At 42.9% G+C, this 14,204-nt stretch carries 14 protein-coding genes; 5 read left to right on the top strand and 9 right to left on the bottom strand.

Annotation, left to right across the window (positions count from 1 at the left end; translation table 11 throughout):
• Nucleotides 1-62: 62 nt before the first annotated feature.
• Both O9X84_RS07845 and O9X84_RS07850 read right to left on the bottom strand, forming a co-directional pair.
• Nucleotides 63-2,288 carry a putative bifunctional diguanylate cyclase/phosphodiesterase gene (locus tag O9X84_RS07845; protein WP_269519137.1) on the bottom strand — a complete coding sequence of 742 codons (2,226 nt, stop codon included), beginning with the start codon at nt 2,286-2,288 and terminating at the stop codon, nt 63-65.
• Between the two features lie 37 nt (nt 2,289-2,325).
• Nucleotides 2,326-2,799 (bottom strand): type II secretion system protein, encoded by a 474-nt coding sequence (locus O9X84_RS07850; RefSeq protein WP_269519138.1) that lies wholly within the window; start codon nt 2,797-2,799, stop codon nt 2,326-2,328.
• A gap of 242 nt (nt 2,800-3,041) precedes the next feature.
• Between O9X84_RS07850 and O9X84_RS07855 the strand changes: the two genes are divergently transcribed.
• On the top strand, nt 3,042-3,260 hold the full coding sequence (locus tag O9X84_RS07855; protein ID WP_269519140.1) for a DUF2945 domain-containing protein: 219 nt from the start codon (nt 3,042-3,044) through the stop codon (nt 3,258-3,260).
• A gap of 460 nt (nt 3,261-3,720) precedes the next feature.
• The gene (locus tag O9X84_RS07860) at nt 3,721-4,272 is read left to right on the top strand and encodes a type 1 glutamine amidotransferase domain-containing protein (RefSeq protein WP_269519141.1); all 552 of its coding nucleotides are present in this window, start codon (nt 3,721-3,723) and stop codon (nt 4,270-4,272) included.
• Nucleotides 4,273-4,357: 85 nt separating this feature from the next.
• On the opposite strand, the gene O9X84_RS07865 is transcribed toward O9X84_RS07860, so the two are convergent.
• From O9X84_RS07865 to O9X84_RS07880, 4 genes are all read right to left on the bottom strand, one after another.
• Nucleotides 4,358-4,909, bottom strand: coding sequence for an invasion associated locus B family protein (locus tag O9X84_RS07865; RefSeq protein ID WP_269519142.1), 552 nt, complete (start codon nt 4,907-4,909; stop codon nt 4,358-4,360).
• A 44-nt stretch (nt 4,910-4,953) separates the two neighbouring features.
• Nucleotides 4,954-6,288 (bottom strand): PEP-CTERM sorting domain-containing protein, encoded by a 1,335-nt coding sequence (locus tag O9X84_RS07870; RefSeq protein WP_269519143.1) that lies wholly within the window; start codon nt 6,286-6,288, stop codon nt 4,954-4,956.
• Between the two features lie 226 nt (nt 6,289-6,514).
• Nucleotides 6,515-10,072: a M1 family aminopeptidase gene (locus tag O9X84_RS07875; protein WP_269519144.1), complete on the bottom strand. Its 3,558-nt coding sequence runs from the start codon at nt 10,070-10,072 to the stop codon at nt 6,515-6,517.
• A gap of 11 nt (nt 10,073-10,083) precedes the next feature.
• On the bottom strand, nt 10,084-10,965 hold the full coding sequence (locus O9X84_RS07880; RefSeq protein ID WP_032097535.1) for an ABC transporter ATP-binding protein: 882 nt from the start codon (nt 10,963-10,965) through the stop codon (nt 10,084-10,086).
• Nucleotides 10,966-11,338: 373 nt separating this feature from the next.
• Between O9X84_RS07880 and O9X84_RS07885 the strand changes: the two genes are divergently transcribed.
• Nucleotides 11,339-11,503 carry a DUF1328 domain-containing protein gene (locus tag O9X84_RS07885; protein WP_032097534.1) on the top strand — a complete coding sequence of 55 codons (165 nt, stop codon included), beginning with the start codon at nt 11,339-11,341 and terminating at the stop codon, nt 11,501-11,503.
• 135 nt (nt 11,504-11,638) lie between these two features.
• Nucleotides 11,639-11,881: a DUF4235 domain-containing protein gene (locus O9X84_RS07890; RefSeq protein ID WP_032097533.1), complete on the top strand. Its 243-nt coding sequence runs from the start codon at nt 11,639-11,641 to the stop codon at nt 11,879-11,881.
• A gap of 19 nt (nt 11,882-11,900) precedes the next feature.
• Here the strand turns inward: O9X84_RS07890 and O9X84_RS07895 are convergent, their stop codons facing one another.
• The 3 genes from O9X84_RS07895 to O9X84_RS07905 all read right to left on the bottom strand — a co-directional run bounded on the left by O9X84_RS07895 (nt 11,901) and on the right by O9X84_RS07905 (nt 13,743).
• The gene (locus O9X84_RS07895) at nt 11,901-12,605 is read right to left on the bottom strand and encodes a DUF2490 domain-containing protein (protein WP_269519146.1); all 705 of its coding nucleotides are present in this window, start codon (nt 12,603-12,605) and stop codon (nt 11,901-11,903) included.
• Between the two features lie 85 nt (nt 12,606-12,690).
• Nucleotides 12,691-13,335 (bottom strand): phosphoribosyl-AMP cyclohydrolase, encoded by a 645-nt coding sequence (locus O9X84_RS07900; protein WP_269519147.1) that lies wholly within the window; start codon nt 13,333-13,335, stop codon nt 12,691-12,693.
• Between the two features lie 189 nt (nt 13,336-13,524).
• Nucleotides 13,525-13,743, bottom strand: coding sequence for a hypothetical protein (locus tag O9X84_RS07905; RefSeq protein ID WP_269519148.1), 219 nt, complete (start codon nt 13,741-13,743; stop codon nt 13,525-13,527).
• Nucleotides 13,744-13,955: 212 nt separating this feature from the next.
• Here O9X84_RS07905 and O9X84_RS07910 point away from each other — a divergent pair, with 212 nt between their 5' ends.
• A complete protein-coding gene (locus tag O9X84_RS07910) occupies nt 13,956-14,186 on the top strand; it encodes a LysE family transporter (RefSeq protein ID WP_269519195.1) in 231 nt (76 codons plus the stop codon).
• The last annotated feature ends 18 nt before the right edge of the window (nt 14,187-14,204 follow it).

Genomic DNA, 14,204 nt, shown 5'->3' on the forward strand with positions numbered 1-14,204 from the left:
TCTCATTTAATGGCTTAAAAATTTGAGTATGAGCACATTGCTCTAATATTACCAGTGCAGCGTTAGCTCAATAACTTATAAAAATCGCTTTTCGTGAGTGGCTTTGCCAAGTGATAGCCTTGGAACTTATCTACATTCATTTCAATTAAGGCTTTAAAATGTGCTTCGGTTTCAATGCCCTCAGCCGTCACCTGTAAGCTCAGGCTTTTTGCCATTGAGTGTATGGCAAGGCAGAGGTTTTTGGCCTCATGATCATCCACAATATCTTTAACGAAACTGCGGTCAATTTTCAAAATGTCAAAGTTAACACTACGTAAATAACTCAAGCTGGAATAGGCAATGCCGAAATCGTCAATGGCCGTTTTTACCCCTAGTTCAGAGAGCATTCGCATATTTTCTCGAACCAGCGTTAAATCATCGGCAAATACACGCTCGGTTAACTCAAGTATCAAGTTATCGCCTTTCAAGCCATACTTATTTAAGCAGCGGCGAGTTACATCAACTAGGGCGCAGTCGGCAAGTTGTCGATAGGAAATATTCACCGACATACTAAGCGCAGAATGCCCCTTCTCCTGCCACTCTCGCAGTACCTGACAAGCAGCATCTATAACCCAATCGCCAATTTGTAAAATTTGGCCACCATCTTCGGCTATTGGAATAAAATCATCTGGCGGAATAAAACCCAGTTCGCTGTGCTCCCAACGCAACAAAGCTTCGGCGCCACAAAGCACTTTGTTTTTATCGAATATAGGTTGGAACACCAACGACAATTCATTTTTATCCAATGCAAAATTCAAGTCGGTGTTAAGACGAAGCTTGCGCTGTAAATCAATGTCGTAATCTAGGTTGTAAAAGGCGAATGCGCCTTTCTCGTTAATTTTAGTTCGGTACATAGCTGCATCTGCTTTGCGAAGTAAGTCGTTAGCATCTTCACTATCAACTGGGTACTGCGCTATGCCCACGCTTGAGCCAATGTTGTGTTGTCTGTTTTGGTAATAAATGGGCTGTAATATCACCTGTTGCACGCGCTGAACCAAGCGTACAATTTCATCTTTAGACGTATCGATTTCACTGAGCAATATAAATTCATCACCTCCGAAGCGACCGATAAAATCCCCTTCTCGTACACAGCGCTCTAAACGGCGAGCAACTTCCACTAACACTGCATCGCCGGCTTCATGACCATGCATATCGTTAACGTCTTTAAACTTATCAAGGTCGATAAAAATAACAGCAAAAGACACATTAGCGTGGAGTTTGAGTAAAGAAGCAAGATGCTCTTGTAGCATTAAGCGGTTTGGCATTTTGGTGAGATGATCGTAATGAGCTAGGTGAGACAGCTCAGACTCGTGCTTTTTGCGATCGCTAATGTCTTCTATGGTGATCAAGCTGTGTCGATGTTCATTTTCATCTAAAACGCTAAGCGCTGAATATTCAATCCAAACAATTCGTCCATCTTTGGTTTGTATCTGTATTTCACGTGTCGGTTTGTCTACCGTATCTGCACCAAAAAGCCGGTCGGCGTGCAAACATAGCGTACTCACTGGTTGATAAATTAGCGTATCTTCAGCAAAGCCAAAAGTAGCATGGGCGGTTTGATTAGCACGCTGTATTATGCCTTTTTCATCTACCAACAACACACTTTGCGCTTTTGAATTAAACACCCCAGAGAACAAGTCACTTTCAAAAGAGGCTAATTTAAGGGCTTTACGCAAAAACAGCATTTTTTCGTTTAGCGTGAAGTAGTAAGTGAGCATGATAAGGCTAAAAATTGTTAAACACATCAGCCGAGTAGCCAAGGTATAGCCCATATCACCTTCGTAGGGAAGTGTGTCCATTTGCTCAGGCCAAACGTAATAATAAACGGTGCCGAGTACACTGATAAACCAAAAGAATATTTGCCCTCGCCAACCCATTGTTCCACCAGCAAGGATAGGAAAGATAAAAATCCACGCATAGTGCACAGTATCAATACCGCCTGCAAAAGTGACGTTTGCCATGTGTATGGCAAACATACAAAACAACATGATTGCTGCTGCTAGCGGTACATTGTTGGTTTTTTTTAAGGCTAAAACGTTTACAAGAATGACAAACACACCTACAGCCTGAGTAATGACTACCCAATCTTCCATAAAGCTGTACAAGTCTTTAAAGGTTAACCCCAGCACAATAATGTAGATAATGCTGGTAAAATTAACGATAGAAAATACACCTGAAGAGCGAGCGCTTATAAAAAAAGTGCTAAGTGCTGATCTCGGTTGTTCAATAGTAATCTTCTCTGTTGTCATAATTTTCTATCGATACACTTCGTTTCTAAGTTTCGGCCTAATTGCAATCGGTTACCGTAATTGTTGGCTGCTCACCTTGATTGGGATGACGATAGGTAAGTTTGCACACATCACTTGCCGCAATCTCAGCGTTAGTTAAGTCTGCAGTTTGACGCTCTAACGTAAAGGTGACTTCAGGTGCAGAGCCACTTAATTTCCAATCGTCTTCTGAAAAATCAGCCACTTCTTTTAAGTTTGTTTGCGTTGCATAAGGGTAGCCGTAACGCACACGAATGCCGGAAGTTAAGGTAGTATCGGCACTCCCCTGCGCCCCTTCAATCAGCGCCTTTGCATAAACAATTTCCGAAGCCCCTAAAAGCGCCGATTTAAGTCCTTCAAGAGACCCTGCTTGGGCATCTTTTTGCAGATTTAGAAACTTTGGCGCAGCGGTAACTGCAAGTATTCCTAAAACGACTATTACGATAATTAACTCAATTAGGGTAAAGCCTTTACTGCTGTTGTACTTATTCATAAAAATAGGCGCTGCAATATCTATAATTTCGGCAAGTGTATAACATAAAGCAATAATTCCGAAGCAGACAATAGCATAGACGTACAGTGAGTCGTTTAAATCGACACTGCTTATTTAATGAACCTTTAACTCGTCGATTGCGTTTACATTTCTGTTAGAAAAAATGTATTTCTTCAATAGTGGCTAATACAAATTGTCTCTATGGCGATTGATTATATAGCCAGCAATACAAGGATTTTGAAATGAAACATTATGCTATTAACACCGAAGTTGAATGGGAATGGGGGAAAGGCAGTGCGTCGGGCAATATTCGAGAGAAGTTTACAAGTGATGTTGAACGCACCATAAAAGGCTCTACAGTTAACCGCAATGCGAGCGAGTCAGACCCTGCTTATATGATTGAACAAGACGATGGAAGCAAGGTGCTTAAGTCCCATAGCGAGCTTAAAAAAACATCATAAAGGTTAATCTTGGGCGTATTGATCTTTGTTGTACGAGTTTTAGGCTATCTGTGAGGAAGCCATTTGTTGGCTCAATATGCGTTCATCGCTGTATCTTTATAATCGCTAACTCGAGGATACAGCTGGGGCGCTTTGTACTTCAAATTACTTACCCAAATTGATTTCAGTATTCGCTTAATTGAATATTCTATTCTTGTAAAACCTACGCATAGTTTGCAAATGAAACAGCCCGCTATCTTCTTCGCCGTCCACAAATAAAAAAATGCCAAATAAATTCAAAAGCTTACAAAAATTTCGCACATGGTTTGTTTATTGCAAAACGTTTATTGAATGTTTTTATTGTCCGCAAACAATTCAAGTGTCACTAATATTAGTTAGTCACTGCAGTGCAGCTAGTAATATTTGTGATGCTGCATCGGCATAAAAACAAGCTTATTCACACTAAAAGGAGTACTTAATTATGGGTAACGATCAAAACCTGAAAGGTAAAAAAATTGCCATTTTGGCCACTAATGGATTTGAGCAAAGTGAATTAGTTCAACCCAGAGATGAACTCATTAAGCAAGGTGCTACCGTAGACATTTTGTCTATCAATGATCAAACCACCATCACGGCGTGGGATGAAGACAATTGGGGCGATAATGTAGATGTAGATGCGCAAGTTTCCTCTGTAAACTCTAGTGACTACGATGCGCTGATTTTACCTGGCGGCCAAATAAATCCAGATATTCTGCGTACGAACGATGCAGCGGTCTCTTTCATCAAAAGTGCTTATTCAGAGCAAAACATTAAAGCAATTGGTGCTATTTGCCACGGCCCATGGCTGCTTGTAGAAGCAAATTTAGCCGAAGATAAGCAGCTTACGAGTTTCCCTAGCATCAAAACCGATTTGATTAATGCCGGAGCACACTGGAAAGATGAAGAAGTAGTACAAGATGGGAAGTTGGTTACCAGCAGAAACCCAAACGATATTCCGGCTTTTGTAGAGGCGATAAGTAAGCTTGTAGCATAGCTGAAAAATCCATAAAAAAGGCGCTCGAATGAGCGCCTTTGGCTTTTGGTATATTGTATACGCAAATATCAGGCAGTGACTTACATCAAATTGACTCAATCACTTTCTTGAGTGTTTCGTCAAAATTGTCTAATGACACCGGATAGGTCACTTGGGAGTCATCGATAAAAAACGCAACGTACATATTGCTGCCTTTAAGCATTTGCAATAGCAATTGATCATCAATTAACGTTTTGACTTCACAGACGCTGCTGTTGCATCCGTTAATCGGCGCTCTATAAAAAGAGTGTTTGTCGACTTTTATTGCGACGCCCTTATCAACATTGGCCAAAGCACTCAGCCGAAGAACTAAATGCGGTTTAGCGTCCTTCTTCTTTTTGGCCAACATTACGCCTAAAACGGTGCCTTCACTGGGCTTAACTTTCACCTGCTGAGACGCTACACAACTGAGCCCCTCGTTAGATTTTGCAGGTTCACAATTCAACTGCCAACTGTCGGAGTACAACGTCTCGTTAACAACGCTATTGTGTAGATTTGTTGGGCTCTCGTCGCCCAACTCTTCTACCCAAGCTAGATTGCTAAAGCTAAACAATGCTAAAAGCAATAATACCGTTTTTGGGAAAGTAAATTTTTGCACTTGCTTCCCCCCTCTTATAGCGATCATACAGTTCGACAACTCAATTATTTACGTTTTCTTCTCATGAAGAACCCAGCCAATAAGCTAAGTCCAATAAGAGGAAGCGTAGATGGTGAAGGAACTGCAGCTACTTCAATGCTAATAGGTGTTTGACTTATATCTACCGTTCCCGCACTAACGAATGTTAGTCCCGTAATAAAGGCAGTTGAATCTGTAGGATCCAAACCAGCTTCTACCTCAATACCAGAAACTCTGAATCGGTCTACACCAAGGCTTCCAAAATCAAATTCAACTCCCGCATTAACTGAGCCTAAGAAATTAGTGTAGTCGCCGCCGTCCCAACCATAAAGATCGAAAACACCATCACCGATACTAGGTAAAATGACACTCGCAACATTGGGACCGTCGTGAACTACGTAGTCGTATCCAATAGCTACGATAGGGTCGATAAATATAGGGGTACTTGGCTCTGTTACCTCAAACGTAAAATCAAATACGTCTGGAGTATCATCTTCTTCTGGTAAAAGTGGGTTTTCAGGCGAACCTTCTTCATTACAATTAGGTTCACACAAACTAGTCCCATTGTCTAAAAACAATGCCGAGTTTAATGCTGTATCACCCGAATTAGTAACCGCAAATGCGATTGTATATTCACCAGCTTCAGTTAACTCTTCTGTAAATTGAAATACACCTGAGATACCATCTGAGCCTGTAGCAAAACCTGGCCCAGTAGTTGTCGCTAGTACGTCAACTATCGTTTCACCATTCGGGCCTACAAGAATAGCAAACGACGGGTCAGTATAAGGTATATAGTCTCGCGCTACGTAATTCCAAGACATGGAAATAGTATCGCCCGCCTCGGCAAAAAAGCTTTGAGAAATTGCAGAACCATTAGTTAGTGAAAAATTGCCGTTACTCACTGGTTCAATATCTGCTATTTCAACTGGACTTTGATTTTGTGTATTTACGTCGCCCGATTCAGCGCTATTTGCATTAGAAATTACCTCTTGTGGAATTTCAGGGCCACCTTCAAAGTTACCGCTATCGTTTGTAGAGTTGCCGACACTTTGCGCTTCAAATAAACTACCGACTTGTATACCTAAGAACTCTTCTATTTCAGTAACAGTAGCACCTTGAGAATCCAAATAGGCCATATGAGTTTGAAAAGGGCTAATCGAATAAACTGTACCATTGTCAGTCGTCACATCCGTTGAATTTGATGCAACTACGTCTCCAATAAAATCCCAGCCACTTAAATCGCCGGTTTCAAAACCGTGGTTATTTAGAACGATTGGTGCAGCGATTATGCTTGTAGAACAGATTGTTAGTGCAGCAACAACAGCACTGGCTGTTAGCTTTCGTGAAATGAACTTATCCATGTTTAGGTAATTCCATGTGTTTAAAAGTAAAACTGGTCTAGCAAGATCCAAACCAAAAATAAAAACCTTAAAAAACAAAGACTAAAAAAATCTTATTAAAAAAATGTAAAGAATGCGGACACTCAAGGTTGGGCAGCTCGAGCAGATTTGATATGGTATTTGGACAAAATCAGAGCACATTCCAAAATATGAAATATGCCCTGCTCCGCTTTTTTATCCGACAAAATTACAGCTGAATCACGTTGTCTCCACTGTCTCTATCAATCATTTTAACGAAGGGGTCTACTCCCACGTAAGCGGGCTTTTCATCCACCGTTACCGTTATTGTATTTTCTCCACTGGTTAACTTGTGTTTCTGGTTATAAATCACCGTAGTGTCGCCAGAAATATCTTCTGGATCGCCGGTAAACAACGCAATATCGATATATTCATCAACATTACCTTCGGTTTCGCGTCCATCGCCATTAGCCTCAAACTTAGCCGCCGATACTGTCATGGTGACGGCAAACTTACCGTCGCTAATTTCTTCAACCTCAGCTGACAGCATTTTTAAGTCGTATAGGGTAATGCGCTCAAACAAGTCTGCGATAAACTGCTGTTCCTCGCTTGTCGCCTCAGCATTAAGGGCAGCCTGTAAATCTAACGTAGTTGGATACGGGTCGTTTTTAAACTTATATGCCTCAAGAAAGTTTTTCAGTGCCGTATTAACACGCTTCTCACCTAACCTGTCTAGAATTGCCATCATGACTACCGAGCCTTTACGGTAATGAATATACTGCTGTTCTTCGCTGCGCATAAACGGCATTTCTTCAATCAGCTCGCTACCGCGGTCGCGAAGATAGCGATCCAGTTCATACTTGAGGAAGCGACGCATCTTCTCTTCGCCAAAGCGTTCACGCAATACCATAATGGCACTGTACTGAGACAAACTTTCAATAATAATTGATTGGCCCTGAACATTGGCAGCACCTACCTGATGTCCCCACCACTGGTGAGCTACTTCGTGGGCGGTAACATAGTACACATAGTCTATATCTTCAGGATCGCGCAGGTCGGCAATAAACCCAATATTCTCTGAGTAAGGCACCGTATTGGCAAAACTCTGCGCAAACGACCGATACCCTGGAAACTCAATAATGCGCATCTGCTTGTGCTGATAAGGGCCAAAGGCGTTGGTGAAGTAATCAAGAGAATCTTTCACGCTTTGCACCATTACATCCACATTCCAATGGTGATCAGGGTGATAGTACACCTCTATATTCACACCGTTATACTCTTCTCTACTAACGTCGTGGCGCGCAGAAAGGTAGGAGAAGAAATTGACTATTGGCGCATCCATTTTGTAATGAAAATAGTTACGTCCGTTCTCCTGCCACTCTTTTTGCAGGTAACCCGGCGCAATAGCAATTTGGTCGCCGCTGGTCGACACCGTAGTTTCAAAGTCGATAAAGGTGACTCCCTTACCAAACCCACTCTCAGCATAACGTGAGGTATCTTCCAGTTTATAGGCACGAGGGCGCTCTGGCAGATCCCGCTTACGTCGCTCGTGTCGGTCTGAAATTACATAACGCCCGTTAAACCCAAAAGATGGAAACAGCGAGAAATTATCGATAAATGTGCCATTTTCGGCTACCTGCAAATCGAAGCCGCCATCTTTGAACCCCTTATGCTCACGCAGTGCTGATAGCGTTCCTTTCCTGGTTTCACCTGGCATTAGTGGTTTGTCAAAGGTTAGCCACGCCGCAGACAGGTGGTCGAAGCGTTCGGTAATTTGCGCGCCAGGTATCACTACATCCCATGTAGTCGTAAATCGTGGAATCGACAGCAAGGTGCGGGAAATTGGCTCATCAAACGGATTGCTGATGGTCATATCTGCCAACACTTCTACACGGCGGGCCTCTGGATAAATATCAACGTTCGCATTAACTTGGGTTACTATCGGAATGAGGTCGTCTTCATACTGGCTAAACTGACTCTCGTATTCAGCTTGACGCTCGAAGGTTTCATCTTGGGTAAGGTAAGTGTTAACTACCTTGGTATTGTAGTGAATATAGCCACCCGTAAGTACGAATACGAGAAGGCTTGCTGCTAACACGACCTTTCCAGACGCCCCTAACTGATAACCTAGCAGCTTAAAACGGTGTTTAAGTGATACTTCTGGACCACGCTGCCACAATGCATAACCAATGGTGAATAGAGCTAGCGACAGTGCGCCCCAGTAAACCATATACCAAGCGAACGGAGCTAAGAACCATCCCCAGCCGTTAAGGTCGGAATACAACACTCTTGGCGCTTCGCTAAAGCTGTACATGTTGTGCTCTAAACCTAGCTCAGCAAATACTAAGCTAACAATGAAGTACGCCACAAACAGCAGCATACCCACAAATTTATTCGGGCTTAGTACCTGAATAAAGAATGCCAGAACCGCCAATAGCGCCCAGGGAACCCATGATACAAAATAGATCCCAATTAAATACGTACTAAAATCAAAGTCGAAATACCCCTGGGTAGCCTGATAGATAACGGTAAAAACAATGCCAATAGCAAATAACACTGCAGTTACTGCCCACATCGCAAGTAACTTAGAAACCCAAAAAATCAGGTTGAAAGCGGGTGTTGAATCGACGATATCGCCCATACCAGAGCCGCGCTCACGCCATACAATTTCGCCACTGTAATAGGTGATAACTATTAGCATCATCAACCCAAAACTTTCGCGAACAAATTCAACCATTTTATAGGTAAGCGGCCAGTCTGGCGTACCGTACATACCGCCTATAGGCACAAAGTACAGGGCAGACAGGTTGAACAGCGTAAAAATCATGAGCACAAGAAGGGCTGGGCTAAACATAACTTGGCGCATTTCAAAGCCAATGCGGGTAAGTAACTTACCAAACTGCCCACCCGCCTTTGCTTTAATAGTAAGGTTAAGGGTTTTCGGTGGAGCCACAGTGGAGGCTTTACTTGGTTTTTCTTTACGGCTTTTTTGCTGCCAGCGCATTTGATAAATACTGCCAACAGTGGCGAGAATAAATGCGCCAATGCCAAGCCATATCAAACGGTTTTGCAGTAACACACCTTCTAACGACACAACGGTGGTGTTTTTATCAAACACTGTCCAATAACGGGTTATCTCGGCGTAGGTACGAAGACCAAAGGGGTCTATCAATGCGCCAATGGTGCGGTATTCCGGCTCAGAAGTGACTACGCCGCTAATTAGGTAGAAAATGAATATACCCATTGCGACCAAGTATGCGGCCATAATTGAGCGAAGGCGCTGGGCAACGGCATAAAAAATCATACCAAGCGCTAGCATGCTGGGTACTGAGAAGTAGAAAAAGGTAGTTAGATAGAAACTAAGATTAGTGGGCCCTATTCGCTCTTGATCTATCCAAGGCATTAACGAGCCTAGTAAAATAGCAATAGGCACCATAGCAAACACGCAAATACTGACCAAATAGGCACCTAAAAACCGGCCCAAATGGTACGACAGCGGCGTAATAGGCCGAGTGTATATTAGCTCGCCCATATTGCTGGAGTGGTTTCGAGTGGCAGTACCAGAAACAAAGTTAACCAACAAAAACAGCGCAAAAATACCCATAATGAGCGCGGTTTGAGTAATAGCAAACGAGCCGTTATACAGCACGTTTCCACCGCCACCAATACGAACATTATCGGTAGTAGTTGCCAAAAAAGGTAATAAGAAAAACGCCAGCATGGTGACGTAAAAGGAAGGTTGGCGAAGGTAATATCGCCATTCAAACGTAAGGCTATTTAAAAACATGGCTATTCCCCTTACGCAGCAGTTGCAGCGCGGCTATTGTGCAAGGTGGAAAAATACACGTCTTCTAAATTAGCTGGCGCTTGTTCGAATCCTTCTGGCGGCGTGTCGGCCATTACATGAATAACGTGCTTACCGGCAATTAAACGGGCAGAAATGATATTCAGGCTCTGCTCAAGTTCGCGGTACTCATCTTGACTCACCTGCTTGCGCCAAATGCGTCCCGCCAGTTCTGTAGTGAGACTAATAGGGTTACCTTCTAATAAAATTTCTCCCTGCCCTAGCACGGCCATTTTCGGGCAAAGTTCTGATACATCATCAACAATGTGTGTAGAGAGTATAATAACCTTCTCTTCACCTAAGCTTACTAACAAGTTGTGAAAGCGATTGCGCTCTTCAGGGTCGAGGCCAGCGGTAGGCTCATCCACAATAATAAGATCGGGGTCGCCCAATAATGCCTGCGCAATACCAAAGCGCTGACGCATACCACCAGAATAACCACTTACTGCTTTGTCTCTGTGCTGCCACAAATTGGTGTGGACCAACAAGCTTTCCACCGCGTCTTTACGCTCAGACTTGCTGCTAATTCCCTTTAACACGGCTAGATGGTCTAGCAGCTTTTCTGCACTAATGCGCGGGTACACCCCAAAGTCTTGCGGTAAGTAACCAAGGCATTGTCGTAACCCATTAGGATCGGCCAGCACATCAATACCATTAAATTGAATAGAACCTGTATCAGGTGTTTGAAGGGTAGCAATTGTGCGCATTAAAGAGGATTTGCCGGCTCCGTTAGGGCCAAGTAACCCAAACATTCCCTTGGGAATTGATAGGTTGATGCCGTTAAGGGCTTTAACTCCATTGGGGTACGTTTTGGTGAGACCGCTAATGTTGAGCATGATCATTCCTTTGTAGTAATTGTTTGTGAAGCGTTCTTTTTATTTATTGTTCAAATTCTAAACTACCCCTAAATGATGCGTGTGTTAATGCGAAACTTGTAACAAAGTGAGAAAAGAATTAATGCGGCACAACATTATTGGTAATAAATGCAAATTAAAATTAAGAAATATTTACAGATTTATAGGGAAAAATACTCATCATCGACCTGTGCTAGTTTTGCAATAGCATAAAAATATGGACTTTCTTTTTCCTACACCATCGCTCTACAGGCCACGCTGCGGCTACATTTCATACAATAATTTAAGCAACTTTTTAAAGTAGGCCTATGCTTTGCACCTTCAATTGTGAACTCACAAAATGAAGGGATACATTATGTTACGTTGGGCATTAATATTTTTAGTTGTTGCAATAGTTGCTGCCGTTTTAGGATTTGGTGGAATTGCCGGTTCTGCGGCAGGTATAGCCAAGATTATCTTTGGCGTGTTTCTTATCTTATTAGTTGTATCACTAGTGATGAACATGGTGAGAGGTAAGTAGACAACCGCAAGCCGAGCGATGGGTTTAATTACCCATCGCAGCTTGCGATAGCTGTTTCTCACAGACTTTCTACATCTCATTTCTCACCAGTAAATTTCACTACTTACTTCTCACTACCAATTTAAGGGGAATACTATGAGTGACAAATTAATTACTACCGTAGGCATTGGCCTTGCCGCTGCATCAGCAGGCATGCTGGCCAGAAAAACACTTCAAAAATCGTGGGAAAAGGTGACTAACGAACCTGCTCCTAAAGATAAAGGAAGTGAAAATACCGATCTTCAAGAAGCCGTAACTTGGGCCGTGGTATCAGGCATTGGTGCAGGCGCCGCAAGAATGGCGGTTCAATATGCGTTGGATAAACGCAACTCCAAGTAGTTCTGCTTTTTGTTCATCCTTAAAACCACGATCCAAAAAACGTAAGAGAAAGATTGTGGTTGATTTGAGCCTCTGCTGAAGAAGCTCCGGGCGAATGAATGTAGTTATTCATATATCCCATTTCAACGCGCCATGTGTCGTTAAGTTGATAAGCTGGGCCCGCATAGAATCGATTTTGATCAAACCCACTTGCTTGCCCCCACTGAGTATCATTTAGCGTAACGAATAGCTCATCCCACACAACAAAAGACCACTTGTCGCCTAGTGACTTTTCCCAACGAACAAATTGTCTAATTCTATGGCCCACGTCGTCACCTTGATCGTTGCGATAGCGCTGTTCAAGACGGGTTCGTGCAGACACGTTGCCACCTAAAAATGGTCGAAGCGAGTAGGTTGCTTGCTGCCAAAGACGGTCTTCTTCTACAGTACCGGCCTCTGAATCTATCGCGATTCTAGCGACACCTAACCACAGTGTGAGGTCGTCAGACATACGATAGCCAATACCAGGGCGAAATATCGACACACCCAGTTGAGAGGCATCGTCTTTAAATCGCAGGTGCCCATCAAACCAGAATTGCAGGGCGCCCGCTTTATCGGCGTTACCGGCAAGGGCAACAGCATTCCAAGATTGAAAATCGTTTGTTGTTGCGTGCGACTCAGCGGTGCACATCAGCAGTAGTGATAAGGCGGTAATAGTGGTTATTGTATTTTTTATCGTGCGCATAGAAACCTCGGTGTGATGAGCTTTATGGTGCTTAAATGAGAGGTAGCGCGATATGAAGTATTTCATATCGCGCTAATAGCGAGGTTTAATTTGATAATGGGTTATAGGGAAGTGACGACTGATGAGCGACAATACGCAAATCACCTTCGCTGTCTTTCACGTACGCAAATGTATATTCCACTTTGGTTTCGCCACCTGTGGTGTCAGTGAAATAATAGTTACCCATTGCAACTGCCATACGACAGCTATTGTTGATAATTCCCACGTTGTCGAACTTCACTTTGGTATACGGCTTTATGGCAAAACCCTTATCTTCTTCGTAGGCATCGTTACCACCTACGAAGTACGACAGTGCAGCATCAAAACTCGATCTAAACTGATCGTTGGCCGCTAGCGTGGGCTTAAATAAAACGCTGCTTAAATCATAGCCGTACATTTCCTGAATAAAGTCAGCGGCTTCGGTAGAATAATCGCCTTTGTTAGAAAAGACGCTGCCAATTCTTACAATGCCGTCACCCCACATTTTCTGTGCGTTCACTACCTCTCGTTCAGTAATGCACTGGTTTGAATACAAAAGCACATCATCTGCGCTATTCGCATTTATCATAGCCGCGCTTTCGGTTGAAGCGTTACTCATTTGGGGTTTTGCCACAGCGGCGCAGCCAGACGCAATAATCACTGAAGCAGTTAAAAGAGTAGCTTTCATTATTGATTGAGGACGTATTTTCATAAGTAAACTCCCACCTAAATAACATTGAATAATACAAGGCAAGTCGCTTTGTATTTGATGCTGTTAAGCATATACATCTATGGTTAAGAGTACTTTTACTGAACATTAAAAACAGATTAACAGCAGGTGAGCATTAAACGGTTTGCTTTAAAGGAAGCGAAAACGATAGAAGCCAAAAACGAGATACATTTATAAAAGCTTATTCATGCTTTTTTCTAATAATCTCTGCATTTTTTTACCGGCAGCAGGAAGTAGATTTTCATGTGCGTTAGCCACAGACACCTGTGCGCTAACAGTGAACTCTCGACCACCTTGATAATAAGGCAAACACACATGTGCAAGCACTACTACCTCTGTGGTACCGCGAGTGTCACTTGGCCCCACCCTATTTTTTGAAACACGCGCCATTCACCCTCAGTTGCCTGATCTAAAATGACTTTGGCGCTTTTACTTGTACTTGTGACTTTATCAGCTTGAATACTTTGGGCGATTGCATACTGCAATCTCCTCTTAACAAGCACCCGCCCCTGTTACCAATTAAAATGGCCTCGTGTTTTATACAAAAAGAAAAGTAAGGAAAACAAGGGTTAAAACAACAACACGTCTTTGCTGTTTGTTTAATTTGTGCATTACCGGATGCTATTTCAATCACGCTTGGTGTGGCAGGTTTTGGTGTGGTTGCACAAAAGTTTCCACTTATCGAGCAGGCGGCACGTTATATAGGGTCAGTATTTTTGTTTTTTTATGCTGTACTAAGCCTTAAATCCGCCTTTTACCACAGACCACGCTTTGCAAGCACAAGGAGTGTCAGCGAGTTTATAGAGCTTAAGACAAAGAAATTCAGTGGCTGAAGGATTCAGTTAAAAGAG

Origin of the sequence: Alteromonas sp. BMJM2 (assembly GCF_027257845.1) — a bacterium.
GTDB lineage: Bacteria > Pseudomonadota > Gammaproteobacteria > Enterobacterales > Alteromonadaceae > Alteromonas.